This is a genomic window from Rhodopseudomonas sp., assembly GCF_048594845.1.
GTDB lineage: Bacteria > Pseudomonadota > Alphaproteobacteria > Rhizobiales > Xanthobacteraceae > Rhodopseudomonas.
Map to the genome: position 1 here is coordinate 22,719 of NZ_JBMDXE010000324.1, position 24,866 is coordinate 47,584.

Consider the following 24,866-nt stretch of genomic DNA (forward strand, 5'->3'; position numbering starts at 1 on the left):
CCGTACTTGTGCGGTGTCATGCCCTGAATGCACCGCACTTGCAATGCGCTCGTTTGTCGAATCTCCCCAGCGCCTTACTTGGCGCCGAGACGGCTCGTCGCAGCCTCGACGACCGCTTCCGCGGTAATGCCGAAATGCTTGTAAAGCTCCTTTGCGGGAGCGCTGGCGCCGAAGCTCGACATCCCGACGAAGCCTCCCTCCGGACCGATGATCGCATCCCAGCCGAACCGCACTGCGGCCTCGACCGCGACCTTGACGGGCGCGTCGCCGATGATCGACTTGCGGGTCGCCGCATCCTGCTGCAGCAGCAGGTCGAGCGACGGCACTGACACCACGCGGGCGGCGACGCCCTTGTCGGCCAGCAGCTTCTGCGCCGCGACCGCGATCTCGACCTCGGAGCCGGTGGCGAAGATCGTCACCTGTGCCTTGCCGTTCGCGGCGACCAGCTCATAGCCGCCCTTGGCGCAGCGGTTCTCGTCCGACTTGGTGGTGCGCACCGGCGTCAGGTTCTGCCGCGACAGCGCCAGCACCGTCGGGCCCTGGGTGTTCTCCAGCGCAAGCTGCCAGCACTCGGCGGTCTCGACCGGATCCGCCGGGCGGAAAACCCGCATGTTCGGCATCGCGCGCAGCGAGGCGAGGTGTTCGACCGGCTGGTGGGTCGGGCCGTCTTCGCCGAGCCCGATCGAGTCGTGGGTCATGATGTAGACCACCGGCACATGCGACAGCGCCGCGATGCGCATTGACGGGCGCGCGTAGTCGGCGAAGCACATGAAGGTGCCGCCGGCAGGCGCGAAGCCGCCATGCATCGCGAGGCCGTTCATCGCCGCCGCCATGCCCATCTCGCGGATGCCGTAGTGGATATACCGTCCGCTGAAATCATCCGGCGTGACGTCCTTGGCATGCTTGGTGCGGGTGTTGTTGGACGGCGTCAGGTCGGCCGAGCCGAGCAGCATCTCGGGCACCACTTCGACGATTGCTTCGAGCGCCACTTCGCTGGCCTTGCGGGTGGCGATGGTCTGCGGCTCGGCGACCAGTCTGTCCTTGAGCTTGCGGATCGCGCCGTCCAGCGCCGCCGGGCGCTTGCGGTCGATCACCCGGCGCTGGAATTCGCCGCGCTGCTCGGCCGGCAGCGCCTCGAAGCGCTTCTGCCAGTCGGCACGGGCCTTGGCGCCCTTGCTGCCGACCTCGCGCCAGGCGGTCAGCACATCGTCCGGAATTTCGAACGGGCCGTAGTCCCAGCCCAGCGCTTTCTTGGCGCCGGCGAGTTCTTCGGCGCCGAGCGGCTCGCCGTGGGCCTTGGAGGTGCCCGCGCGGGTCGGCGCGCCGAAGCCGATCGTGGTCTTGCAGGCGATCATGGTGGGGCGGTCTGACGCCTGCGCCTTGCGGATCGCGTCGGCGATCGCCTTGTGGTCGTGGCCGTCGATCCGGAACGAATTCCAGCCGTGCGCCTGGAAGCGCGCCACCTGGTCGACATTGTCGGTCAGCGTCAGCGGGCCGTCGATCGAGATGCCGTTGTCGTCGTACAGGAAGATCAGCTTCGACAGCTTGAGATGGCCGGCCAGCGCGATTGCCTCGTGGCTGACGCCTTCCATCAGGTCGCCGTCCGAGCACAGCACATAGGTGTAGTGATCGACGATCTCGCCGAACTCCGCGGCGAGCAGACGCTCCGCCAGCGCGGTGCCGACCGACGACGCCACACCCTGGCCGAGCGGGCCGGTGGTGGTTTCGACCGAGTCGGTGATCGAATTCTCCGGATGGCCGGGCGTGCGCGAATCCAGCTGGCGGAAATTCTTGATCTGGTCGAGCGTCATCTCCTTGTTGCCGGTCAAATACAGCAACGCGTAGAGCAGCATCGAGCCATGGCCGGCCGACAGGATGAAGCGGTCGCGGTCCGGCCAATGCGCATCGGCTGCGTCGAATTTCAGGAATTCGCTCCACAGCACGGCAGCGACATCGGCGGCGCCCATCGGCAGGCCCGGATGTCCGGACTTGGCCTTCTCGACTGCATCCATCGCCAGCGCCCGGATTGCGTTCGCCATACGGGAATGATCGACCTTCGCCATGATGTAACCACCTGAAATCGTGTGTTTGCCGGCGCTCCGCGGGTCGGAGCGCAGTGCCGCTCCGGCACAGCCAGAGACACGAACAGGCCGAAAATACCGGGGTGCGCTGGTGGCATAGCACCATGATCCGGCGAGTCCAAGGCAGGGGCCTGGGATCAGCACGAGGCGCGTGCTTTGTGGTGCATAGTTGAGCAGCGGCGTTGCGCTCGGCTGCCTTGCTGCGTAAATTTCCACGCCTAAAGGCTTGTCCAATCGTGGCTTTTATTTGGACGCGTGAAGCTGCGAGGGTCGCGCAACACTATGACCGATCGTCCCGCCCCCGGTTCCATCAGTGCCGATCAGGCTCCGACCGAGATCGTCGCCGCGACGCGTCGTCTTGCCGCGGCGCTCGAGGCGCTGGAAGGCGCGGTCGAGCGGCGGGCCGAGGCGGACCGTGACGAGGACGAACTGGCGTCACGGATTCAGGCGCTCGGCGCCGATCGCTCCCGCCTCGCCGACGAACTCGATGGATCGCTGGTCAAGACCCGCAAGCTGGAGCGCGCCAACCGGGAGATCGCCCAGCGGCTCGACGCCGCGATCGGCACCATCCGCGCCGTGCTCGAATCCGAGCCCGCCGACGAAGAGGAGCCGTCATGAGCTCGAAGGACGCCGCGGCCGCCGCCAACCATGTCAGCGTCACCATCAATGGCCGGCAATACCGCATGGCCTGCGAGCCGGGGCAGGAGCCGCAGCTCCTCGGCCTCGCCGACAATCTCGAGAGCCGCATCCAGAGCCTGCGTGGCCGCTTCGGTGAGATCGGCGATGCACGCCTCACCGTGATGGCCGCGCTGATGATGGCCGATGAACTGCTCGACGTGAACGGCCGCCTCGCCGCGCTTCAGCAGGAAGTCGACGCGCTGCGCGAAGACCGCAGCCAATCGATCGAACGCACGGTGACCACCAACCGTGCCGTCGCCGCCGCCCTCAACAGCGCCGCCGAACGCATCGAACGCACCACGCAGGTCCTGAACCGCACCATCGGCGGCGGGATTGCGATCGGGTAGTTAGGACGTTCGACCTCTCTACGTCGTTGCGAGCGAAGCGAAGCAATCCAGCTCCGTGCTCGGCGCTGGATTGCTTCGTCGCTGCGCTCCTCGCAATGACGGCGCAGATGGTTGTTACTTCCTGAACACCGCGACCAACTCGACATGCGGCGTATACTTGAACTGATCGACGGGGGTCACCTTCTCCAGCCGGTAGCCGCCGTCGATCAGCAGCCTTGCGTCGCGCGCGAACGTCGTCGCGTTGCAGGAGACGGCGATGATCAGCGGCACCTTGCTGGCCGCGAGTTGCGCCGCCTGGGCCTGGGCGCCCTGGCGCGGCGGGTCGAATAGCACGGCGTCGAAATCAACTAACTCTGGCGGTGCCAGCGGACGGCGGAACAGATCGCGCGGCTCGGCTTTCACCGGCTTAAGGCCGGGCGTCGCCAGCGCGGCCTTCTGCAGGGCCGACACCGCCGGCGCATCGCTGTCGCAGGCGAACACGCGGGCCTTCGTCGCGAGCCGTAGCGCGAACGGGCCGACGCCGCAGAACAGATCGGCGATCAGCTTGGCGCGCTTGATTTCGGCCAGCGCGAGATCGGCCAGCGTCTGTTCGCCGAGCGCGGTGGCCTGCAGGAAGGCGCCGGGCGGCAGCGTGACGCGCGCGGTGCCGATCATCACCGTCGGCGGCATCCGCATCAGCACCAGTTCGCCGTGCCGCGTCAGCCGCGCCAAACGATGCTGCTCGGCGAGCTTCGACAGCGACACGATCAGCTTCGGCGGCAGCGGGCCGGAGCCGCGCACGTCGACATCGAGGCCGTTCTCGGCGGCGGTGACCTGAATATCGAGCGGCTTGCCGACCGGCGTCAGCGCTTCCGCTAGCGCCCACGCCGCCTCGATCGCGCCATTGAGCCCCGGATCGAGGATCGGGCAATGATCGATCGGCACGACGTCGTGGCTCGCCGCCGCGCTGAAGCCGACCTTGAGGACGTCGTGCGTGCCCCTGCGTCCGTGCAGCGTGATGCGGCGGCGGCCGGCGCCGTGCGCATCGATCAGCGGCGCGACCGGCGCGTCGATCTTCGCCTGCGCCAGCGTCTCGACCACCAGATTGCGCTTCCAGGCGCGATACGGCTCGTCCTGCCAATGCTGAATCGCGCAACCGCCGCAGATGCCGAAATGCGGGCAGAACGGATCGACGCGTTCGGGGCTGGCGACATCGACGCGCAACAGCTTGCGCCGGTCGGGATGGCCCGACACCAGCGCCGTCTCCACGGTCTCGCCGCCGAGCGCGTAGGGCACAAAGAGGGTGCCGCTGGTGGCGAGGCTGACGCCGTCGCCGCGATGGCCGACGTGATCGATCTTGAGAATGTCGTTCATGCTGCAGCGATATAGCGCGCCGCGGCCGGCCGGGCACCTGTGCGTCTCAACAAATCGCTAGGCGCTCGGCATCGCGGTCCGGCTCAGCAGGTGGAAACGCCACACCAGCAGCGCGGCGTACACCACCAGCCCGATCGCCAGACCGATCCAAACCCCGAACGGCCCAACGCCGGCGGTAAAGCCGAGCAGCCAGCAGCACGGAAACGCGATCACCCAGAAGCACAGGATGGCGAACAGCAGCGGCACGCGAGTATCGTTGCGCCCGCGCAGCGCACCGTTGGCGACGACCTGCAGGCCGTCGGCGATGAAGAAGCTGGCGCCGACGATCAGCAGCGCCGCGGTCAGCTCCGCCGTGGCGGCCGACTGCGCGCTGTCGCCAAGGAACAGATGCGGGATCTGATGCCGCGTCAGCGCCACCAGCAGCGTCATCGCCGCCATGAATACGAGGCCGAGCCCGATCGCCGCGAAGCCGGCGCGTCGCGCGCCCTCGGCGTCGGCGCGGCCGATCGCGTGCCCGACCCGCACGGTGGCGGCGATCGAGATGCCCATCGGCACCATGAACATGATGGCCGCGATCTGCAGGGCGATCTGGTGCGCAGCCAGCGCTGTGGTGCCGAACTTGCCCATCAGCAGCGCTGCGGCGCCGAACACGCCGTATTCCAGCACGGAAGCGCCGGAGATCGGCAAGCCGAGATGCAGCAGCCGGCCCATCAGCGGCCCGTCGAACCGCCACAGCTCGCCGAACACCTGGTATTTCCTGAACGGCCGCATGGTGACGCAGACGATCGCCGCGACCACGCACATGCCGACCGCGACGATCGCGGTGGCGAGACCAGCGCCGAAGATGCCGAGCTGCGGCACGCCGAAGCCGCCATGGATCAGCCAATAAGCGAGGCCGAGATTGATCGGGATCGCCGCCAGCATGATCCACAGCGCCGGCTCCGGCCGGTTCACCGCGCCCATGAAGCCGCGCAGCGCGATGAACAGCCAGGACGGCAGCAGCGACCAGGCGAGGCCATCGAGATACAGGCCCGCCAGCTTCGCCGTGCCGGGATCCTGGCCGAGCGCCAGCAGCATCTGCTCGCCGAGCAACTGGCCGAGAGTCAGCGGCACACCGGCGATCACCGTCGCCCACAGTCCGACGCGCAGCGCCGCGCGCACCTGCCGCGGATTGCGGGCGCCGACCGCCTGCGCGGCCAGCGGCGTCACCGCGGAGACCAGGCCGAGCCCCATCGTGAAGGTGGCGAACAGCACCGTGTGGGCGAGCGCGGCCGCGGCGACCGACTGGTCGCCGAGCCGGCCGATCAGCGCCAGGTCGGTCGTCATCATTGCAATTTGGCCAAGCTGCGTCAGCGCCATCGGCGCTGCGAGCCACAGCGTCTCGATAACTTCCGTTCGCCACGCAGACGATTTCGCCGGCGCAAACGCGCCGGCGGTGACTTCCGAGCCAGGGTGGGTCATGGCGCGCACCATAGCCGAACTTGCGGCGGGAGTAAGACTGTTGCGATTGCGAAGCCTGTCAGCCGCGCCGCGCTCCGAGGAAGAATTCCGTGTTGCCGTCGCCGCCGGCGATCGACGAGGCGAACACCTCGATGTCGGTGCAGCCGAGCGAGGCCGCATAGGCGGTGATGTTGTCGCACACCGCGCGATGCGCCGCGGTATCGCGGACGATGCCGTGCTTCGACGGGACTTCGAATTGCGGCTTGATCAGCGCCAGCAGACTCATCGGCGCCGCGGCGAGCGACAGCGCGGCCGGCAGCACCAGCTTCAGCGAGATGAAGCTGGCATCGATCACCACCACGTCGGGCCGTTGCGGCAGCCGCTTGCCTTCCAGGCTGCGGATGTCGGTGGATTCCATCGACACGATCTTCGCATGGCCGCGCAGCGACGGATGCAATTGATCGCGGCCGACATCGACCGCGAACACCAGCGCCGCGCCCTCGGCCAGCAACACCTCGGTGAAGCCGCCGGTGGACGAGCCGACGTCGAGGCAGACGTGGTCTTCGATCTCGATCGGATAGCGCTCCAGCGCGCCCGCCAGCTTGACGCCGCCGCGCGACACCCACGGATGCGCCGCCTCGGCCTGCAAGCTGGCGTCGAGCGCGATCGGCTCGGACACTTTGGTGACTTGCTTGCCGTCCGCGAACACAAGCCCAGCCTCGATCGCCGCCTGCGCCCGCGCGCGGCTTTCGAACAGGCCGCGCTCGACGAGGACGACGTCGGCGCGCTTGCGGGGTGGGGAGTCGGGCGACTTGGCCATGATTAGTTCGCCGCCTTCTGCAGCAGCCGTTGCGCTGCGATCTGCACGCAGCTCTCGAACGCGGTGAGATCGTGCCACAAGTCAGCAGGCGCGTTGCGCGGGGTCACCAGCGGCGCGCCGTGCAGTTCCAGGCAATGGATCAGCATCAGATTGTCGGCGAGGCCGAAATCTTCGACCGCGAGCCCGTCGGCGCCGATCAGCAGGTCGTCGCGTTTGGTGATCGTCTCGAACCGCGCGACGCGGTCGACGTAGCTCGCCGGATCGTTTGTATAGCCGAGGACGAGCTTGCCGCGGCCGGCCATGTAGCCGAGTTCGTACACCGTGCCGGCATCGGCGCTCGGTCCGCGAAACGGCGTCAGATTGGCGATGATCGCATCGGCCCGGTCCATCATCGCCTCGTTGCCGCGAAAGATCTGCAGCGACGCATCATGCGCCGCGAGCGCGACGGCGTTGTCGAGCGGGAAGAGGCCGGTGAGGCCGTGGCGCGCACAGAGCGCAGCCTTGCGCCGACCCATCTCGAGCGCATCGGGCAGGAAGACGTCGGGACCGGCGAGGTAGATGTTCATCGCACACGCGCATATCTGTGCCCCGGACGCTGCGCAACGCGCCGCGCAGCGGCGTGGTGCGCTGCAGATCCGGGGTCCCGGTTGCTGGGGTGAAACAGAACCGGGGTCCCGGATCTGCGCTGCGGCAAGTGCCGCAGCTTGTCCGGGACACGGATCGGGTTGGCGCGTTACGCCAGCTTTGAGGTCTCGGCCTTGACGTCCTTGCCGAGCGCTTCGAACACCTTCTTGACGATCGCCTTGGCGTCGAGGCCGGCGCGGGCGTACATCGCGGCCGGGGTGTCGTGGTCGAGGAAGACGTCGGGCAGCACCATCGAGCGCATCTTTACTTCGCCGTCGAGCTTGCCGTGTTCGGCCAGCGCCTGCATCACGTGGCTGCCGAAGCCGCCGATCGAGCCTTCCTCGATGGTGATCAGGATCTCATGGTCGTTGGCGAGCTTCAGGATCATGTCGATGTCGAGCGGCTTCATGAAGCGCGCGTCGGCGACGGTGGCGGAGAGGCCCAGCGTCGCCAGCTCTTCGGCGGCCTTCTCGCACTCGGCCAGACGGGTGCCGAACGACAGCAGCGCAACCTTGTTGCCCTGGCGGACGATGCGGCCCTTGCCTATCTCCAGCGGAATGCCGACTTCCGGCATCTCGACGCCGCGGCCTTCGCCGCGCGGATAGCGTACCGCGCTCGGCCGGTCGTTGATCGCCACCTGGGTGGCGACCATGTGCACCAGCTCGGCCTCGTCGGCCGCCGCCATGATCACCAGGTTCGGCAGGCAGCCCAGATAGGCGTTGTCGAACGAGCCCGCATGAGTGGCGCCATCGGCGCCGACCAGGCCGGCGCGGTCGATCGCGAAGCGGACCGGCAGGTTCTGGATGCAGACGTCGTGCACGATCTGGTCGTAGGCGCGCTGCAGGAAGGTCGAGTAGATCGCGCAGAACGGTTTGTAACCCTCGGTGGCGAGACCGGCCGCGAAGGTCACGGCGTGCTGCTCGGCGATGCCGACGTCGAAGGTGCGCTTCGGGAACGCCTTCTCGAAGATGTCGATGCCGGTGCCGGACGGCATCGCGGCGGTGATGCCGACGATCTTGTCGTCCTTCTGGGCTTCCTTGACGAGGCTCTGGCCGAACACGTTCTGATAGGCGGGGGCGTTCGACTTGGCCTTCGACTGCGCGCCGGTGGCGATGTCGAACTTGACCACCGCGTGATACTTGTCGGCGGCGGCTTCGGCCGGGGCGTAGCCCTTGCCCTTCTGGGTCACGACATGGATCAGGAACGGGCCGGCGTCGGCGTCGCGGACGTTCTGCAGGATCGGCAGCAGATGATCGAGGTTGTGACCGTCGATCGGGCCGACGTAGTAGAAGCCGAGCTCCTCGAACAGCGTGCCGCCGCCCATCATGAAGCCGCGGGAATATTCCTCGGCGCGGGCGGCGCGGTCGGCGATCAGCTTCGGCAGATGCTTGCCGATCTGCTTGCCGGCCTCGCGCAGCGACCGGTAGGTCTTGCCCGAATACAGCCGCGACAGATACGACGACATCGCGCCGACCGGCGGAGCGATCGACATGTTGTTGTCGTTGAGGATCACGATCAGCCGCGAGTTCATCGCGCCGGCGTTGTTCATCGCCTCATAGGCCATGCCGGCCGAGATCGAGCCGTCGCCGATCACCGCGATGACGTTGTTCTTGACGCCCGACAGCTCGCTGGCCACCGCCATGCCGAGGCCGGCCGAGATCGAGGTCGAGGAGTGACCGGCGCCGAACGGATCGTAGTCGCTCTCGGTGCGCTTGGCGAAGCCGGACAGGCCGCCCGGGGTGCGCAGCGTGCGGATGCGGTCGCGGCGGCCGGTGAGGATCTTGTGCGGATAGGCCTGATGGCCGACGTCCCAGATCAGGCGGTCACGCGGGGTGTCGAACACATAATGAATGGCGGTGGTCAGTTCCACCACGCCGAGGCCGGCGCCGAAATGACCGCCCGTGACCGACACCGCATCGATCGTTTCTTGCCGCAATTCGTCTGCAACCTGCCGAACTTGGTCGATTCGAAGCTTGCGGAGGTCTTCCGGCGTACGGATGGTGTCGAGAAGCGGCGTCTTACTCAATTCGGTCACGGCGATATTCCAGTCTTAACTATGGGGCTGGTGAGGCCCGCGACGAATGGTCCGAACTGTCCGATCTGCGGCAGCCCACCAGGCTTCCGCCTCCTTGCTCAGGAGAAAATCAACGATCGAAAGCGTAAGCTGCGCTTCGATCAGTCGAAGTGACCCGGATCACTGAAGTGCGGCAGCACACGTCCACCGAAATTGGCAGCTGCCACCAAGCAGGTGTCACCCTCGGCGCATAAGCTCATACCCTTACACAAACTCTAATTCAAAGCCAATGAGGGGCTGCCCAACGCTTGGCCGGCCTGCATAAACTTTCGCCGAACACGGTTGATCCATGCAATTCCGACCCAAGTGTTGTGTGTCTGCCACGGCCATCTGGGTTCGATCTCAGGTGTCCGGACGTCAGATGACGCCCGGTTACCTGTCGGTTTGCTGAACAGCCCGATTATTGAACGTCGAGCGGCTCGGTTCCCGTAGGCTGGCCGCTGGCGTCGGTGGTGATCTTGTCGACGCGCGCCTCGGCCTGCCGCAGCAGGTCCTCGCAGCGGCGCTTAAGTACTTCACCGCGCTCGTAAATCGCCACCGACTCCTCGAGCGGAACCTTGCCGTCCTCGAGCCGCTTGACGATCGTCTCGAGTTCCTCGATCGCGCGTTCGAAGCTCAGCTTTTTGACATCGGCGGGGGCGTCGGCCATCGGCGGCTCCTGGATGCGCCGGGTGCGGCCGGCGGCAAAGGTATGCTGTGGGGGTGAGGAGGGCGCCTCAGGCGCCCATCAGGGCGCCGACATGGGCGGCGACCGATTCACTCAGGCCCTGCAAGTCATACCCGCCCTCGAGCACCGAGACAATGCGGCCGCCGGCGGTCTTGTCGGCGACGTCCATCAGCTTCTGGGTGACCCAGGCGAAGTCCTCGGCGTGCAGGTTGAGGCTGGCCAGCGGGTCGCGGTAATGCGCGTCGAAGCCGGCCGAGATCACGATCAGTTCCGGCGCGAAGCGCTCGAGCTGCGGCAGGATCGCGGTATCAAAGGCGAAGCGGAACTCCTTGCCGCCGTCCTCGGATGCCAAGGGGGCATTGACGATGTTGTCGTGCTCGCCGCGCTCGGTGGCCGAGCCGGTGCCGGGGAACAGCGGCATCTGGTGGGTCGAGCAATACATCACGGTGCGGTCGCCCCAGAAGATGTCCTGCGTGCCGTTGCCGTGGTGCACGTCGAAGTCCACCACCGCGGCGCGCTCGATGCCGTATTTGCGCTGCGCATAGCGGGCGGCGATTGCGGCATTGCCGAAGAAGCAAAATCCCATCGGCTTGGTGACTTCGGCATGGTGGCCGGGCGGACGCGTCGCCACGAAGGCGTTGGCGGCCGTGCCCTTCATCACCGCGTCGACCGCCGACACCGCGCCGCCGACGCCGCGCAGTGCGGCTTCGAACGTGCCCGGCGACATCGAGGTATCACCATCGACATAGACGATGCCGCTCGACGGCGACATGTGGCGCATCTCGACGATGTGGTGATCGGTGTGACACAGCGCGATGTGTTCGAGCGAGCCGATCGGCGCTTCGCCGCGCGCCAGCGTCGCGAACCGCTCGGCGGTCAGCGTCTTGTTGACGGCGATCAGCCGCTCGGCGCGTTCCGGATGCCCCTCAGGCGTATGATGCTCGAGACACGCAGAATGGGTCAAAAATAACGTGGTCATTCGGGAGCGCCTGAAACGTCCGATCGGGGGAGAGACGAAATAATCATCGAATGAACTTAAGTGCCCGCCGCGTCGTGCGGAAGGGCCGCTTAAGGCTTAGCGAGTCACAGACTTAATTCAATCGCAAAATGCGGTCTTGCGCAGCCGGCGCGATCGGGCTGTGCGCCTTGAAATAGCCGAACAGCGCATCGACGTCGTAAACGCCGGTGAGCCGCTCGCTGCCTTGCGTGAACGGCACGAAGCCGTCGCCGCCCGAGGCGAGATACTGATTGACGGTCACGCGATAGTTACGATCCGCCGCGATCGGCCGGCCGTTCAGCATCATGCGGTCGGCGACGATCCGCGCGCCGGGCGCAGCGGTATTGTCCCACGTGTAGCTGAAGCCGCTCGACACCTGCAGGATGCGCGGCCGCGCCGGATCCTGCCATTGCAGTTCCAGCGCTGCTTTCAGCTGAGCGCCGCTCAGCGTCATCGTCACCAGCTGATTGCGGAACGGCTGCGCCGCGAACACGTCGCCGAACGTCACCTTGAACGGCGCCTCGCCATGCGCGGCACCGTTGATATCGGCGCGCAGGCCGCCCGGATTGGTGATCGCCAGCTCGGCGCCGCCGGTTTCCGGATCACGCGTCGCGGCGAGCTGGGCGTCGGCGACGAGATTGCCGAGCGCGCTTTCGCCGGCGGTATTCGGCATCCGCGACAGCGGCGCGGTGACAGCGCCAGCCGGCCGCGCCGCGATCGGCCCGGCGAGTTTGTTGTAGGCCTTGATCAGTTCGGTCTGGGCCGGATCCTTGGCCAGCGAGGTATGCACGATGACGTTGTCGGCCTTGGCGCTGGCGATGTCGCGCGTCGCCGGATCGAGCTGCAGGTCGATCGCGGTGACCAGCGTGCCGTATTTGTCGCCGCTGGTGACGAGCCGGCCGTCGATCGTGCAGGTGTAGGCGCGGTGGGTGTGGCCGCTGATCACCAGGTCGACGGCCTTGTCGAACTTCCTGACGATCTCGACGATCGGCCCGGAGATGGCGGGGCAATCGTTGATGCCGCCGCTCGGAAAGCCGCCCTCGTGGATCAGCACCACGATCGCCTCGACGCCGCGCGCCTTCAGCTCGGCGACCTGCGCGTTGACGGCGTCGGCTTCGTCGAGAAACTTCAACCCGGCGACGCCTGGCGGCGACACCATGGTGGGCGTCGCCTTCAGTGTCAGCCCGATGAACGCGACCGGAATACCGCCGAACTCGCGGATCGCATAAGGCGGCAGGATCGGCTTGCCGGTCGCGGTGTCGATCGTCGATGCCGCGAGGTACTGGAATTTCGCGCCGGTAAACGGATGCGGCCCCATGCAGCCGTCGACCGGATGACAGCCGCCGTTCTGCATCCGCAGCAGTTCGGTCCTGCCCTCGTCGAATTCGTGGTTGCCGACCGCCGACAGCGCCAGCCCCATCAGCGACATCGACTCGATGGTCGGCTCGTCGTGAAACATCGCCGACAAAAACGGACTGGCGCCGATCAGATCGCCGGCGGCGACGAAGATGTTGTGAGCGTGTCCCTCGCGCAACTGCTTGACCAGCGTGGCCATATGCTCTGCGCCGCCGGCCGGGACGCTGATCGTCTTGGTGGCGTCAGCGGGATTGAGCGTGACGAGGCCGCCGGACGGCGGCTGCAGGTAACCGTGGAAGTCGTTGATCGCCAGGATGCGGACATCGACCGGCTTGGCGGCCTCGTCGGCCATGCCGGCGAGCGGCGTCCAGGCAATCAGTGCGGCGAACACAGCGAGGCAGCGGCGACGGCAGGGCATGGGACGTCCGGCGAATTGCGATGACGGGGCATCGCTCAGCCGGCCCCGTCTGGCAACCGGATTCTGTCCCTCGCCCGGCGCGGCCAACCGCCGCTGAATACCATTTTCCGGGCAGCCCTTGAGCAAGCGCAACGTCGCGCCGAAACTGACGTGGTGATTTTAGCTCCGCCTGCCGCGCCGCCGGCGCGCTTTCCAAGAGGTGACGCATGCGTCCGAAGCCGATCACGCTCCTCCTCGCCGCCGTCCTGATCTGCGGATGCGCGCTCGCCGCTGCGCTGCCGCCGGCTGCCGCGCAGCAGGCCGCCGACGCCGTCAAGCCCGGCAACCCGCGCCTCGCGGATCTGATGGAGGCCGCGCAAGGGCGCCACATCAAGCTGTGGTTCGCGGGCATCACCGGCAACTGGAAACTCGCCGCCTACCAGACCCGCCAGATCAAGACCCGCCTGCAGGACGCCGCCTCGCTGTACCAGAGCCTCCCGGTCAACGACATCACCACCATGGCCAAACCCATCGACGCCGTCACGGCCGCGGTCGCCGCGCAAGACAGCAAGGCGTTCGTCAAAGCCTATGGCGAACTCACCAAGGGCTGTAACTCATGCCACAGCGAGCTGAAGCTGGGCTTCGTCGAGCTCAAGACGCCGACGATGAATCCGTTCAGTGACCAGGTGTTCGAGGTGAAGAAGAAGTAGTCCGTCACGAACTCGCAGAAAGGCTGACGATCCAGTGCTCATTGCACTGAACGGCTTTTCTTCTGCAGTCTAAGTGCTCAGCTCCCGCTTCGTTGGTAATGCGCTCTGGTTGTGTAAGACGCTGATTTGCTTAGTGTGCGCGTGTATTAGCGCTTAGACCATTTCAGGTGAACCTGTGGCTGAAGATATTTCAGAAGTTGAAGTAGTAAATCTGTCGCTTGAGAATGGCATTTCGGACGGATCAGAGATTGCGCCCCAGCTGCCTTTGTTTCACAATACCGATCTTGCCGGGGTCTTCTTTATAGCGTCGAAGGGCGAGATCCGTCCTATGCCATTCCGCGCTGATCAATTTGTCTATTTGGCGTATGGCAAGCCTCGATACATCCGAGTGAAGGCGCAGAAAGAGCTTTACCCTAACGGCTCTTGGCGAGCGCGCAATTTAACTCTTTTCTCGTTTGTTTTTCCCGGGATGGATGGTTTGCATGCTGACTCATTAAGTCCGTTCGACTCTGGTTATTACCTGCGAGGCGATCTCGAGAGCGATTTTCAAATTCAGACCAATAGAAGTACAGTTGAAGAACGCAAGACTTGGTCCGACCAGCAATTAAGAATGTCGGCAAATAATTCGAATGCTGGGCGGTTTGTCACTCATTTTTGGGGATCAAATGCCGCATATATATGCGGAATTCGATCTCAGTATTTTCTGTCACCGCAGCCGAATCTTAACTCGGGCTACGAATTTGTACGGTGGGTTCTTCATCTTGCTCAGGGCCGCAAGTTGCGTAAAGCTCTCGCTCTACGGAAAGAATCCGCAGAAACTATCGAACTACGGTGTTCAATTCTTCCAAAGACTTGCTTGAAGGATGCGGTTCTTTACGTCCCGCTAGACTCTTATCGAGCGTTGCGGGATGTATTGACGCAGCTGAGAGCAGTAGTGAAGGACGTTCGTGGTTATGCTCGAAGTCGCGGCGGGCGCTCGGAGCAAAGCGACTATGACGACTTGGTTAGTGCAATGCGTGCTACGGGAGTCTACGATCACGTTGCGGAGGAGTTGAATTGATCAGGAGCAAAAATTGAAATCTGCTCTTTCCCGAGTGGAGATTTCAGATTTTGAGGCGCGACCAGAGGTTGAGGCTCCGCCTGGAGTCGCGATTTACAATCTCTATGGTTTTGTGTCTGATTCGGGGTTTGGCTTCGCGCGTCCAGTATTTGAACGTGACGGGGTAAAGTACGAACAGGTGTCTGACGACTACGACACGATCGAGTATTTTGTTCAGTTTGACGGGGGTGGTGTTTCGATTATTCATGAAGAAGTTGGACGCAAGTATATTGGTCTTGTTGGCGGCGCTGCTCTTTATGTATTCATCAACGAAAGCTCGGTGGTTTGGTGTGGAAGGCGATTCAACGCTCGGAAAGCGCTTAAGAATCTCGCAGATGAAGATGTCGACTTCCTGTTGAAATACGAGCTTGCAGTTTTCGCGGGTAAACCGCTGGAGTCTTGCGAATTCAAAGACGATGCTTTTCCCTTTCCTGAGTTGCTCGGGGGGCTCGAAGCCCAATATCGACTAATTCGTAAAGAGGATTGGTACCGTCCGAAGGCATGGCAATTTCGCTCGTATACAGGCGAGCGCGAAGAATACCTCTATCTGGCATGTTCGTTGCTCAACCCTTCTGACGAAGCCCTCTTGGTGCGAGACGTGCTCGTTTTCGTTCAGCGATGTTGGGCTAAGTGGGACGATGTAGGCGATGCCGCGAACCAGTCAATTCGCGAAATCTTCGGAGTCATCGGAAGATTGGATGATGCTATAGCAGCCAATCGAAGCCCAGACTCATTAGAGGTGATCTCGAAGGCAAGGGAATTCGCCTGTTACGTCTATGCATTAAAGGTGATTCGAAAGTACTACGTAAAAAATCGACAGAAAGTGCGGGGTCGCCAGCGGGTTGGATTTTGGGAGGCCGTTAGAGCTGATGATTTGATCAGATCGATGAAGATCTACCTTGATGCGCGCCCTTCAGATCGTATGAGGTGGCTTGCAGCTACTCTAGCGTCTTTTTCGTTTGGTGAGATTGATCAGTTGCAATCGGGGGCGCTCGTAGTGGGGCGCGTTGTAGAAGTAAAGCCAACGCAGGCGCTGTTGCTTGAAACGCACGGGCTGACGTTCGAAGTCCCCAGAGGGCTTGTTACAGTAGATGATTACTCTTTAATTTCTGCGGGAGAAGGTCAGTCCTTGGTGGGACAGTATCGAGTGTTTGCGAAGCTGCTAAAAGAGGTGGATGGGCACGGCGCTACATGCCGAGGGCCGCAGTATTTGCAAGATGCCTTTGAGTTGTTCTTTCCCGTATCCACGGACACCGAGAATGAGACGCGCTTCATTCTGGGCGGAAGTGGCAGCTTCCTTGCAGTTTTGACTTCCTCCAAAAAGAAGACGCGTCTTTTGGCTGGCACTAATGTGAATGATCATCTTGTTTCGATCCGGGATTGTTTGGGCTTGCGGAGAATTGTGGTGATCGAGTTTCGCGATTACATAAAGAGCTGGCAAGCAAGCTTGGTAAAGCACTTCATTAATGACGTGTTTGGTAGCATTAGGATTGCTGGGCTCGAAGGTGGTGAGTGGCCTCCAAATCGCTTGGTGTTCCATGTTCCACGATCCCAAAGATTTGCTTTGGCGGGTCGAAAGTATGATCACGATTTTATAAAGATACGTACGACGATTTCGATGTTCAACAAGCTTTGTAAGGCGTTTGGCTTCGATCTAAATCCGAAGTGGTTGTTGGAGTGGGGCAAAATTAACAAAAAGATCCAGTATATCGATTGGGAAGAGTATAAGATAATCACGTCAGGTGTTGTTGGACTCGATCTCGCTGATGATAGCGATGGGCTCGATGGGCAGAATCCGAAGGTGATCTATGCTTGGAGCTAGATCTCACCCCCGTTTCCTCTGAAAGAACCGCGTAAACGCGCTCACCGCTTCTTCCGACTTCATCCGCTCGCCGAACAGATGGCTTTCCTGATCGATGCGGCGGACGATTTCGTCCGGCGGCGGGCGCAGCAGTTTGCGCGACAGGGCGACGGCTTCGGCCGGCAGGGTGCAGATTTCGCGGGCGGCCTTGCGGGCTTCTTCCTCGGTGTGGCCCGGCGCCACGACGGCGTTGACGAAGCCGGCTTCGCGGGCTTGTTCGGCGCTCACCTTGTGGCCCATCACCAGCATGCCGAAGGCGCGCTGGTGGCCCATTGTCCGCGGCGCCAGCAGGCTGGAGGCGCCTTCCGGCACCAGGCCGAGCTGGATGAACGGCGTCGAGAACGTCGCGGTGGTCGAGGCCAGCACGTAGTCGCAGTGAAACAGCAGCGTGGTGCCGATGCCGATCGCGATGCCGTCGACCGCCGCAATGATCGGCTTCACGTTGTGCGCCAGCGAGTAGAGAAACTTCGTCGCGTTGCTGGCGCGCGCGGCGCCGCTGGTGTCGGTGCCGGCTTTGAGGAAATCGTCGAGGTCGTTGCCGGCGGTGAACACGCCGGAGCCGCCGGTGATGATCAGGCAGCGGATGTTGGGGTTGTTCTGCGCGGTGTCGATCGCGTCGCTCATCGCGCGATACATGTCCTGCGTCAGCGCGTTCTTCTTCTCCGGCCGGCGCATGGTGATGACGCGCGTGGCGTCCTCATCGGTGACGATCAGATGCTCCGTCATGGACTTTCCCCCAACCCGGTTCGCTTGCGGCCGGACCGACGGCCGCATTTGCGAACAGTGTACACTATCAGTTGCGAGGCCAGAACGGGGTTCGACGAAAGACTCCGCTTTTCAACCGGTTACGGCGAGGGCGCGCGGTGAGACGCGCGGCCCCCGGAGTTGCCCCAAGTTTGCCTCAAGGTTTTTGGCCGTCGAAAGCGACGCGCTCAGGCGGTCAGCACCGCCTCGGCACCCTGCAGCCCGGCGGCGGCATCGACCACATTGCGCTCCAGCGCGCTGGCCTGCACCGCTAAATTCTCGGCGAAGAACCGCGCCAGCGTGACGTAGCGCGCCGGCTCGGCGACGCCGTCGAGATTGCGCGCCGCCAGCGCCTCGGCCGCCAGCGAGCAGCCGCCGAGCGTGGCGCCGAACAGCCGCAGATACGGCGTCGCGCCGGCCAGCGCGTCGTTGGTCGATGAGCCGAGCTTGTCGAGCAAGTACTTGCTGGTGCGGGTCAGCGCATCGAGTGCGTCGCGCAGCCGCGGGCCGGTGGCGCCGAACGCCGGATCGTTGCTGGCCTCGACGTCCTTGATGATGCCGTCGAGTTCGCCGAGCAGCGCCCACACCGACTCGCCGCCATTGGCGCCGAGCTTGCGGGTGACGAGGTCGATCGCCTGAATGCCGTTGGTGCCTTCGTAGATCGGCGCGATGCGCGCGTCGCGATAATGCTGCGCGGCGCCGGTTTCTTCGATGAAGCCCATGCCGCCGTGGATCTGCACACCGAGCGAGGCGACCTCGGTGCCGATGTCGGTCGAGAACGCCTTGGCGATCGGCGTCAGCAGCGCGGCACGCGCGGTGGCGGCGGCCTTGACCTTCGGATCGTTGCTGCGCGCCGCGATGTCGAGCGCGACCGCAGTCGCGTAGCAGATCGTGCGGGCCGCGCCGGTCAGCGCCCGCATCGTCAGCAGCATGCGCTTGACGTCGGGATGCTTGATGATCGGGTCGGAGCCCTTGCTGTCGCTGCCGATCGCGCGGCCCTGCTTGCGCTCTTGCGCATAGGCGAGGGCCTGCTGATAGGCGCGGTCGGCGATGCCGACGCCTTCGAGGCCGACGCCGAGGCGGGCCTGATTCATCATCGTGAACATGCACTGCATGCCGCGATTTTCCTCGCCGATCAGATAGCCGATCGCGCCGCCCTGATCGCCCATCTGCATCGTGCAGGTCGGCGAGGCGTGGATGCCGAGCTTGTGCTCGACGCCGCTCGGGAAGATGTCGTTGCGCGCGCCCAGCGTGCCGTCGCCGTTGACCAGGAATTTCGGGACCAGAAACAGCGAGATGCCCTTGGTGCCGGCCGGCGCATCGGGCAGTCGTGCGAGCACGAAATGCACGATGTTGTCGGTCATGTCGTGGTCGCCATAGGTGATGAAGATCTTGCTGCCGAAGATCTTGTAGCTGCCGTCGGCGGCGCGTTCGGCGCGGGTGCGCAGCGCGCCGACGTCGGATCCGGCCTGCGGCTCGGTCAGCTGCATCGTGCCGGTCCATTCGCCCGACACCAGTTTGCCGAGATAGATCGACTTCAATTCGTCGCTGCCGTGCGTATGCAGCGCGTCGATCGCCGACAGCGTCAGCAGCGGGCACAATCCGAACGCCATGTTGGACGACGCCCACAGCTCGGTGCACACCGCGTTGAGCGCGGCCGGCAGGCCCTGGCCGCCAAACTCTTCAGGTCCCGACACCGCATTCCAGCCGGCGGCGACCCAGCGCTGATAAGCGTCCGGCCAGCCCGGCGCGGTGGTGACGGCGTTATGCTCGAGCTTGATGCCGTGCTTGTCGCCGACCCGATTGAGCGGCGCCAGGATGTCGCCTGCGAACTTGCCGGCTTCTTCCAGCACTTGCGCGGTGATCTCGCTGTCGTAGTCGCCGAGATGCCCGGCCGCCACGGCGGCCTGCAGGCCTGCGCCGTGGTTGAGGGAGAGCAGAATGTCGTCGATCGGAGCGCGATAGGTCATGTGAAGATCCCGGCTGACGGAGCACTGGCCCGCCTTCTTCCACGAAATCCGGCGGCTCTCAACCTTTCGTCACCTCCGCCCGGGATGCCGATTTCGCGGTTCCCCAGCCATCCTCTGCGGTTGAAAACCCGCGTCCGTCTCTATAGACCGGCGGAGCCGAAACATGATTCCGCCGCCGGTTCGATTACAACGGCCGGCGGGCGATGGGGCGTAGCCAAGCGGTAAGGCAGGGGATTTTGATTCCCCCATGCGGAGGTTCGATCCCTCCCGCCCCAGCCAATGATTTCAACGAGTTGAGGATCGCGCCGGTCAGCGATCCGCATCCTCGCCCGCAAGCAGGTTCCACTTAAAGCGTCGGCTCACGAGGAACTCGGCCGGTCGCTGGCGCTGACGTGGCTGTCGGCAGGAACGGACGCGCTCCCTTCATTGTTGCCGCGATGACGCAGCACGGCGAGCTTCCCGTCGGGAGGCGCGACAGCGCAGCAGCAGTTGGAGAGGCAGGAGTGACATGATGGCGGACAGGGATCTGGCCGGGCAACGGCGTGAAGCGCACGACGATGAGGGGGCCGAGAGCCGTGACGCTGCCGGCAAGACGAAATCCCGGGCGCCAGACGTCAAACCGGAGCCGAATCCCGCTGGTCCGCACACCAAGCCGGAACTGACCGACGAAAGTAAAACGCCCGGCAGCGGGATGTTGTCAGACCCCGACGATTCCAACGAGGCTCCAAGCGGCTAACGCCGCGAGAGGGCGAAGCGCGCAAAAAAAAGCCGAGCGCGGGGACATGCTCTGGCCGTGCTGCGTCTGATCAGCAGGCCTCCTTCTCAAAAGCAGGCCTTGCGCGCCAAGTTCGGCGGCCCGCGTGAGTGCATCGTCCAGGCACTCAGGGCAGGGCCGCAGCCATGCGCGGAGTTTCCATCGGGATCATGGGCTGCAGGGCCGGCGCGTCCTCGGCGACCGGAAGGCTCTGCCCGGTGGCGATCGCCACGACATCGGGCCAACGCGCGATGAAAGCATCGACGCAGGCCGGGTCGAAATGGCGGCCCTTTCCCTCTTCGAGTTGCTGTCGCGCGACCGGCAGCGGGAAGGCGTCCTTGTAAGGCCGCTTCGTCGTCAGGGCGTCGAACACGTCGGCGACGGCCACGATCCGGGCGGCGATCGGAATCTCCTCGCCCTTCAGGCGGTGCGGATAGCCTGCGCCGTCCCATCGCTCGTGGTGAGAGACGGCAATGTCGGCAGCGAGCTGAATCAGTTCGCAGCGGCTGCCGGCGAGGATGGTGCCGCCGACCGTGGTATGCGTCCGCATCACGGCGATCTCGTCGGGAGAGAGCCCACCCGGCTTCAACAGGATATGGTCGGGCGTCGCGACCTTGCCGACATCGTGCAGCGGCGCGGCCAGATAGATATCGCGGCACAGCCGCGGAGACAGGCCGAGTTGCCCGGCGATCAGCCGGCTGTACTTGGCAACCCGCAGCGTGTGGTCGCCGGTGTCGTTGTCGCGATACTCGACCGACAGGGCCAGCCGCAGGATGATCTCTTCCTCACGCTCCTGAAGCTGCCGGGTCGCCTCCGCGACTTCCCAGGCCAGATGCGCGGCGCGGTCGTTGAGCTTGCGGATCGCCAGGCCGAGTTTGACGAGATTGCGCAGCCGCACCTGCGTTTCGAGCGTCTTCTGCTGTTTGGGCAGGAAGTCGGTAGCGCCCGCATCCAGGGCGCGGAGCCGGACGTCGTCGCTATCGACCGAGGTGATCATCACGATCGGAATGTCGGAGAAGTGCGGCAGCGCGCGTAGTTCGCGGATCAGGCTGATGCCGTCGAGATGCGGCATCTCGTAGTCGACCAGCGCGAGACCGATATCGGTATGCCGGGCTGCAGCCAGCGCCTCGAGCGGGTCGGTGAAGGTGATCGCGCCGACGTCGCCGGCGGCTTCGATCTGACGCTTCATATACTCCAAGGCAGAGCGGCTGTCGTCGACAAGAAGCGCCTGGATGAGCATCTCGGCTGGTCCCCGTATAAATACTGGCGCTGATGAGCGGCAGTCGCGACAAGCCTATCTGCCGGAAGTTTAACGTCTACTGAAGCTTTTGCCGAAGTCTGTCGCTCAATAAAAATGCACGGGCAAGGTCTACGTATAACTACGCAGTCCCGAGGTGGGTGACGACTTGTGCCTGTCTGACAGGCGCCGTTTTGAATGATAATTGCGAGGGAATCGGAGTGGAGCGGTTCGAAGAAGTAACAATCGGCATTATGCGCGAGGCGCAACTTTAAACCGTCCACGTATAAATTCTTAATACCTTATCGGCACACTTTCGGCACTGAGCGAATGCGCGGCGATTGCATCACCAATTGTCCCCGCGCGTGTCGCCACGTGACTGGGGCTTGCAATGACGCACGATTCTGCCGGGGCGAAGAATTCGCTGCGGCTTCCTTCCGACTTTAGTATTGGCTCAATCCGGGGAATCTACGAGGCAGTCCGCGAAGCCTTCAGCCGCCAAGGCCGGTTGGAGATCGACTGCTCGAGCGTAGACAAGGCCGACGTCACGTCGGTCCAGCTTCTGCTGTCGACAGCGAAGACCGGCGAGGCGCAAGGACGGCCTGTCGTCCTGATAGAGCTGTCTCAACCCCTCCGCAACACCATCCGGCGCGCCGGCTTTTCCAGCGACGCGATGATCGATCAGCATTTCCCGCAAAAGAAAGTTGGCTCCTGATGGCCACGATTCTCACCGTCGATGATTCCCCCAGCATTCGTCAGATGATCAAGGTGACGCTGGAGCCGGCCGGGCACAGCGTTCTGGAAGCCGGCGACGGCGCGCAGGGGCTCGCAAAGGCGCAGTCGACCAAGGTCGACCTAGTCATCACCGACCTCAATATGCCGGTGATGAATGGTCTCGACCTGATCAAGGCGCTGCGCAAGCTGCCGACCCTAGTGGGCCTTCCGATCGTCTTCCTGACCACGGAATCGAATGACGCGGTCAAGCAGGAGGCCAAGAGCTGTGGCGCGACCGGCTGGATCACCAAGCCGTTCAAGCCCGAGCAGCTGCTTTCGGTCGTCAGCCGGCTGGTGCGCGCATGACCGCGATCGATCCGGCAGCGGTCTTTCGCCAGGAGGCCGCCGAGCTGTTCGAGGTCCTGGAAGCTGCGCTGCTGGATCTCGGACAAAACCCCGACGATCGCGAACTGATCGACTCGGCATTTCGCGCCCTTCACACCATCAAGGGGTCGGGCGCGATGTTCGGCTTCGACAAGGTTGCGACCTTTACCCATGAATTCGAGACCGCGTTCGAGCGTGTCCGCAAGGGCGAGATCAAGCCGACGCAGGACCTGATCTCCGTCGCGCTGGCCGCGAAGGACTTCATCCGCGCGCTGATCGAGACGCCGGACGAGACCGACGCGATCATCGGTGACGCGATCCTGGCCGATCTCAGCCGCTTTGTCCCGCCGGAAGCCGGCGCTGCCCCGATGGTGCCCGCCGAAGCTCCGGTGACGCCGGCGCCGGCCGAGCGCCGCCCGGTCGGTTGGCGGCTGCGTCTCGAATTCGATCAGCACATTCTCCGCAACGGCTCCAATCCGCTCGATCTGCTCGAAGACCTCGCCAAGCTCGGCCCCTGCTTTGTGGTGCCGCTGACCGAGGACATTCCGTATATCGACGAGTTCGAGCCGGAAGACTGCTACCTGAAATGGGATGTCGCGCTGCATTCCGACTGCGACAAGGCGGCGATCGACGACGTCTTCATGTTCGTCATCGATGAAATGAAGCTAACGCTGGAGCCGCTGCTCGAAGAGCGCGGTCCGGCGCCGGTGGCCGAAGAGACGCTGCCCGATATCCTGGCGTCGGAGGTGCCCCTTGTCCCGCCGCTGGCACCGGCCGAGCCGGTCGTGGCCGAGCAGCCGACTGCCGCTGCGGCGCCGAAGGTGGAGCGTCGGAGTGGCGAGCCGCGGCGCGCCGACGACCGCGGCATCGCGACCGTACGCGTGCAGGCCGAGCGGCTCGACGAATTGATGGACCGGGTCGGCGAACTGGTGATCGCGCAGGCGCGGCTCAGCCAACTGGCCGCGTCCGGCTCGGATCTGTCGATCAAGATGATCGCCGAGGAAATCGAACGGCTCGCTTCCAGCCTGCGCGACACCACGATGGGCGCCCGCATGGTGCCGATCGGCTCGCTGTTCGGCCGCTTCCGCCGCCTCGTGCATGATCTGTCGCGGGATCTTGGCAAGCCGGTCGAGTTCATCACCTCCGGCGAGGACACCGAACTCGACAAGACCATGATCGAGTGCCTGGCAGATCCGCTGGTTCACCTGATCCGTAACTCGATCGACCACGGCATCGAGATTCCGTCCGCGCGCGCGGCAGCCGGCAAGCCCGAGCAGGGCCGGATCGAACTCGCCGCGGTGCACGCCGGCGCCCAGGTGCTGGTGACGGTGAAGGACAATGGCGGCGGGCTAAACACCGCGCGTATTCGGGCCAAGGGCGAAGAGCAGGGGCTGATCGCGCCCGGTGCGACACTGTCCGATCACGAGATCCACCAGTTCCTGTTTCATCCCGGTTTCTCGACCGCGCAGACGATTTCGGCGCTGTCCGGCCGCGGCGTCGGCATGGACGTCGTCAAGCGCACCATTGAGAACATGCGCGGCTCGATCGATCTGTCGACCGTGCCGGGCCAGGGCACGACGGTGACGCTACGTCTGCCGCTGACGCTTGCGATCATCGAAGGTCTGCTGATCCGCGTCGGTGACCAGCGCTACATTATCCCTCTGTCGGCTGTCGAAGAATGCGTCGAACTGACGGCTGAAGACGAACGCTCGCGCGGCCGCAACTTCCTCAACGTCCGCGGCAATCTCGTGCCGTTCATGCGGCTCCGCGACGCTTTCGAATCCACCGGCGAGCCGGACGAACACCAGAAGACGATCATCATCTCGACCGGCGAGACCCGCGTCGGTCTGGTCGCCGACCAGATCATCGGCAACCACCAGACCGTGATCAAGTCGCTGTCGAAGCTGCATTCAAACGTCACGATTTTCTCCGGCGCGACGATCCTGGGCGATGGCACGGCGGCGCTGATCCTCGACGTCGTTCAACTGGTGGCGCTGGCGCAGGCGCAATCCGAAAAGCAACAGATGAGCGAGGCGGCCTGATGACCCGGGAGCAAGCCCAAGACGCCACTCACCACGATGACGCGATCCAGGTCGTCATGATCGGTCTCGGCGGCGAGAAATTCGCGCTCGATGCGGAATCCGTGCGCGAGATCATCGATCCGATCCCGGCCACCAAAGTGGCCGGTGCCAAGGCCTTCGTGCCGGGCGTGATCAACGTGCGCGGTAACGTCATTCCGTTCGCCGATCTGCGCATTCGCTTCGGCATGCCGGCTGTGCGCGAAACCGTCGATACCCGGATCGTCGTTCTCGAAGTTCGGATCGATAACGACCCGGTGCTGGTCGGCGTCACCGCAGACAAGGTCTACGAAGTCACCGAAATCTCCAAGGTCGACGTGCAGCAGACGCCGCGGGTCGGGATGCATTGGAAGCCGGACTACATCCGCTTCATCACCAAGTGGCGCGAGGAATTCGTGATCGTGCCGAACATGGAACGGATCCTCAATTGAGCGGGCTGTCCATCAAGAGCGCGCGTGGGTGCGACTGGCTGGGCTGGGGC

General features: G+C 64.1%; 22 protein-coding genes and 1 tRNA gene. 11 read left to right on the plus strand and 12 right to left on the minus strand.

Annotation, left to right across the window (positions count from 1 at the left end; translation table 11 throughout):
* Positions 1–74 precede the first annotated feature (74 nt).
* A complete protein-coding gene (gene tkt, locus ACOJTD_RS21765) occupies positions 75–2,063 on the minus strand; it encodes a transketolase (protein ID WP_420134945.1) in 1,989 nt (662 codons plus the stop codon).
* 300 nt (positions 2,064–2,363) lie between these two features.
* On the opposite strand from tkt, the gene ACOJTD_RS21770 reads away from it, so the two are divergent.
* Positions 2,364–2,699, plus strand: a complete 336-nt coding sequence (locus ACOJTD_RS21770) for a DUF4164 domain-containing protein (RefSeq protein WP_420134946.1) — start codon at positions 2,364–2,366, stop codon at positions 2,697–2,699.
* Positions 2,696–3,106 (plus strand): cell division protein ZapA, encoded by a 411-nt coding sequence (locus ACOJTD_RS21775; RefSeq protein ID WP_420134947.1) that lies wholly within the window; start codon positions 2,696–2,698, stop codon positions 3,104–3,106. Before ACOJTD_RS21770 ends, ACOJTD_RS21775 begins: the two co-directional genes overlap by 4 nt.
* Before the next feature lie 114 nt (positions 3,107–3,220).
* Here ACOJTD_RS21775 and ACOJTD_RS21780 read toward each other — a convergent pair whose 3' ends face one another.
* From ACOJTD_RS21780 to ACOJTD_RS21815, 8 genes are all read right to left on the minus strand, one after another.
* Positions 3,221–4,459 (minus strand): class I SAM-dependent RNA methyltransferase, encoded by a 1,239-nt coding sequence (locus ACOJTD_RS21780; protein WP_420134948.1) that lies wholly within the window; start codon positions 4,457–4,459, stop codon positions 3,221–3,223.
* A 57-nt stretch (positions 4,460–4,516) separates the two neighbouring features.
* On the minus strand, positions 4,517–5,932 hold the full coding sequence (locus ACOJTD_RS21785) for an MATE family efflux transporter (RefSeq protein ID WP_420134949.1): 1,416 nt from the start codon (positions 5,930–5,932) through the stop codon (positions 4,517–4,519).
* Positions 5,933–5,978: 46 nt separating this feature from the next.
* The gene (locus ACOJTD_RS21790; RefSeq protein WP_420134950.1) at positions 5,979–6,719 is read right to left on the minus strand and encodes a TlyA family RNA methyltransferase; all 741 of its coding nucleotides are present in this window, start codon (positions 6,717–6,719) and stop codon (positions 5,979–5,981) included.
* Between the two features lie 2 nt (positions 6,720–6,721).
* Positions 6,722–7,285: a nucleoside 2-deoxyribosyltransferase gene (locus ACOJTD_RS21795; RefSeq protein ID WP_420134951.1), complete on the minus strand. Its 564-nt coding sequence runs from the start codon at positions 7,283–7,285 to the stop codon at positions 6,722–6,724.
* Positions 7,286–7,452: 167 nt separating this feature from the next.
* The gene (gene dxs / locus ACOJTD_RS21800; RefSeq protein WP_420134990.1) at positions 7,453–9,369 is read right to left on the minus strand and encodes a 1-deoxy-D-xylulose-5-phosphate synthase; all 1,917 of its coding nucleotides are present in this window, start codon (positions 9,367–9,369) and stop codon (positions 7,453–7,455) included.
* A 448-nt stretch (positions 9,370–9,817) separates the two neighbouring features.
* Entirely contained in the window at positions 9,818–10,066 is a 249-nt protein-coding gene (locus ACOJTD_RS21805) for an exodeoxyribonuclease VII small subunit (RefSeq protein WP_420134952.1), read from the minus strand.
* Positions 10,067–10,133: 67 nt separating this feature from the next.
* Positions 10,134–11,063: a histone deacetylase family protein gene (locus ACOJTD_RS21810; RefSeq protein ID WP_420134953.1), complete on the minus strand. Its 930-nt coding sequence runs from the start codon at positions 11,061–11,063 to the stop codon at positions 10,134–10,136.
* 112 nt (positions 11,064–11,175) lie between these two features.
* Positions 11,176–12,855, minus strand: coding sequence for a bifunctional metallophosphatase/5'-nucleotidase (locus tag ACOJTD_RS21815; protein ID WP_420134954.1), 1,680 nt, complete (start codon positions 12,853–12,855; stop codon positions 11,176–11,178).
* Positions 12,856–13,061: 206 nt separating this feature from the next.
* On the opposite strand from ACOJTD_RS21815, the gene ACOJTD_RS21820 reads away from it, so the two are divergent.
* The 3 genes from ACOJTD_RS21820 (at position 13,062) to ACOJTD_RS21830 (ending at position 16,465) form a co-directional block, all read left to right on the plus strand.
* Positions 13,062–13,544 carry a hypothetical protein gene (locus ACOJTD_RS21820; protein ID WP_420134955.1) on the plus strand — a complete coding sequence of 161 codons (483 nt, stop codon included), beginning with the start codon at positions 13,062–13,064 and terminating at the stop codon, positions 13,542–13,544.
* A gap of 175 nt (positions 13,545–13,719) precedes the next feature.
* On the plus strand, positions 13,720–14,604 hold the full coding sequence (locus ACOJTD_RS21825; protein WP_420134956.1) for a hypothetical protein: 885 nt from the start codon (positions 13,720–13,722) through the stop codon (positions 14,602–14,604).
* Positions 14,605–14,617: 13 nt separating this feature from the next.
* Positions 14,618–16,465, plus strand: a complete 1,848-nt coding sequence (locus ACOJTD_RS21830; protein ID WP_420134957.1) for a hypothetical protein — start codon at positions 14,618–14,620, stop codon at positions 16,463–16,465.
* 3 nt (positions 16,466–16,468) lie between these two features.
* Here ACOJTD_RS21830 and ACOJTD_RS21835 read toward each other — a convergent pair whose 3' ends face one another.
* Both ACOJTD_RS21835 and ACOJTD_RS21840 read right to left on the minus strand, forming a co-directional pair.
* Positions 16,469–17,230, minus strand: coding sequence for a crotonase/enoyl-CoA hydratase family protein (locus tag ACOJTD_RS21835; RefSeq protein WP_420134958.1), 762 nt, complete (start codon positions 17,228–17,230; stop codon positions 16,469–16,471).
* A 206-nt stretch (positions 17,231–17,436) separates the two neighbouring features.
* Positions 17,437–19,218 (minus strand): acyl-CoA dehydrogenase, encoded by a 1,782-nt coding sequence (locus ACOJTD_RS21840; RefSeq protein ID WP_420134959.1) that lies wholly within the window; start codon positions 19,216–19,218, stop codon positions 17,437–17,439.
* 204 nt (positions 19,219–19,422) lie between these two features.
* On the opposite strand from ACOJTD_RS21840, the gene ACOJTD_RS21845 reads away from it, so the two are divergent.
* Positions 19,423–19,497: transfer RNA gene (locus ACOJTD_RS21845), tRNA-Gln, on the plus strand.
* A 232-nt stretch (positions 19,498–19,729) separates the two neighbouring features.
* A complete protein-coding gene (locus tag ACOJTD_RS21850) occupies positions 19,730–19,954 on the plus strand; it encodes a hypothetical protein (RefSeq protein ID WP_420134960.1) in 225 nt (74 codons plus the stop codon).
* Positions 19,955–20,099: 145 nt separating this feature from the next.
* Here the strand turns inward: ACOJTD_RS21850 and ACOJTD_RS21855 are convergent, their stop codons facing one another.
* Entirely contained in the window at positions 20,100–21,212 is a 1,113-nt protein-coding gene (locus tag ACOJTD_RS21855) for an HD domain-containing phosphohydrolase (RefSeq protein WP_420134961.1), read from the minus strand.
* A gap of 388 nt (positions 21,213–21,600) precedes the next feature.
* Here ACOJTD_RS21855 and ACOJTD_RS21860 point away from each other — a divergent pair, with 388 nt between their 5' ends.
* The 4 genes from ACOJTD_RS21860 to ACOJTD_RS21875 are packed head-to-tail and all read left to right on the plus strand — an operon-like array spanning position 21,601 to position 24,816.
* Positions 21,601–21,924 (plus strand): STAS domain-containing protein, encoded by a 324-nt coding sequence (locus ACOJTD_RS21860; RefSeq protein WP_420134962.1) that lies wholly within the window; start codon positions 21,601–21,603, stop codon positions 21,922–21,924.
* Positions 21,924–22,289 carry a response regulator gene (locus tag ACOJTD_RS21865; RefSeq protein WP_420134963.1) on the plus strand — a complete coding sequence of 122 codons (366 nt, stop codon included), beginning with the start codon at positions 21,924–21,926 and terminating at the stop codon, positions 22,287–22,289. The genes ACOJTD_RS21860 and ACOJTD_RS21865 overlap by 1 nt, the downstream gene beginning before the upstream one ends.
* Complete coding sequence (locus tag ACOJTD_RS21870; protein WP_420134964.1) at positions 22,286–24,349, plus strand: chemotaxis protein CheA; 2,064 nt, start codon at positions 22,286–22,288, stop codon at positions 24,347–24,349. Before ACOJTD_RS21865 ends, ACOJTD_RS21870 begins: the two co-directional genes overlap by 4 nt.
* Complete coding sequence (locus ACOJTD_RS21875) at positions 24,349–24,816, plus strand: chemotaxis protein CheW (protein ID WP_420134965.1); 468 nt, start codon at positions 24,349–24,351, stop codon at positions 24,814–24,816. Before ACOJTD_RS21870 ends, ACOJTD_RS21875 begins: the two co-directional genes overlap by 1 nt.
* Positions 24,817–24,866: the final 50 nt, after the last annotated feature.

Bases quoted from the DNA above. Each gene is read 5' to 3' on its own strand.
- tkt (WP_420134945.1), bottom strand. From the start codon at position 2,063: ATGGCGAAGGTCGATCATTCCCGTATGGCGAACGCAATCCGGGCGCTG.
- ACOJTD_RS21770 (WP_420134946.1), top strand. From the start codon at position 2,364: ATGACCGATCGTCCCGCCCCCGGTTCCATCAGTGCCGATCAGGCTCCG.
- ACOJTD_RS21775 (WP_420134947.1), top strand. From the start codon at position 2,696: ATGAGCTCGAAGGACGCCGCGGCCGCCGCCAACCATGTCAGCGTCACC.
- ACOJTD_RS21780 (WP_420134948.1), bottom strand. From the start codon at position 4,459: ATGAACGACATTCTCAAGATCGATCACGTCGGCCATCGCGGCGACGGC.
- ACOJTD_RS21785 (WP_420134949.1), bottom strand. From the start codon at position 5,932: ATGGTGCGCGCCATGACCCACCCTGGCTCGGAAGTCACCGCCGGCGCG.
- ACOJTD_RS21790 (WP_420134950.1), bottom strand. From the start codon at position 6,719: ATGGCCAAGTCGCCCGACTCCCCACCCCGCAAGCGCGCCGACGTCGTC.
- ACOJTD_RS21795 (WP_420134951.1), bottom strand. From the start codon at position 7,285: ATGAACATCTACCTCGCCGGTCCCGACGTCTTCCTGCCCGATGCGCTC.
- ACOJTD_RS21805 (WP_420134952.1), bottom strand. From the start codon at position 10,066: ATGGCCGACGCCCCCGCCGATGTCAAAAAGCTGAGCTTCGAACGCGCG.
- ACOJTD_RS21810 (WP_420134953.1), bottom strand. From the start codon at position 11,063: ATGACCACGTTATTTTTGACCCATTCTGCGTGTCTCGAGCATCATACG.
- ACOJTD_RS21815 (WP_420134954.1), bottom strand. From the start codon at position 12,855: ATGCCCTGCCGTCGCCGCTGCCTCGCTGTGTTCGCCGCACTGATTGCC.
- ACOJTD_RS21820 (WP_420134955.1), top strand. From the start codon at position 13,062: ATGCGTCCGAAGCCGATCACGCTCCTCCTCGCCGCCGTCCTGATCTGC.
- ACOJTD_RS21835 (WP_420134958.1), bottom strand. From the start codon at position 17,230: ATGACGGAGCATCTGATCGTCACCGATGAGGACGCCACGCGCGTCATC.
- ACOJTD_RS21840 (WP_420134959.1), bottom strand. From the start codon at position 19,218: ATGACCTATCGCGCTCCGATCGACGACATTCTGCTCTCCCTCAACCAC.
- ACOJTD_RS21850 (WP_420134960.1), top strand. From the start codon at position 19,730: ATGGCGGACAGGGATCTGGCCGGGCAACGGCGTGAAGCGCACGACGAT.
- ACOJTD_RS21855 (WP_420134961.1), bottom strand. From the start codon at position 21,212: ATGCTCATCCAGGCGCTTCTTGTCGACGACAGCCGCTCTGCCTTGGAG.
- ACOJTD_RS21860 (WP_420134962.1), top strand. From the start codon at position 21,601: ATGACGCACGATTCTGCCGGGGCGAAGAATTCGCTGCGGCTTCCTTCC.
- ACOJTD_RS21865 (WP_420134963.1), top strand. From the start codon at position 21,924: ATGGCCACGATTCTCACCGTCGATGATTCCCCCAGCATTCGTCAGATG.
- ACOJTD_RS21870 (WP_420134964.1), top strand. From the start codon at position 22,286: ATGACCGCGATCGATCCGGCAGCGGTCTTTCGCCAGGAGGCCGCCGAG.
- ACOJTD_RS21875 (WP_420134965.1), top strand. From the start codon at position 24,349: ATGACCCGGGAGCAAGCCCAAGACGCCACTCACCACGATGACGCGATC.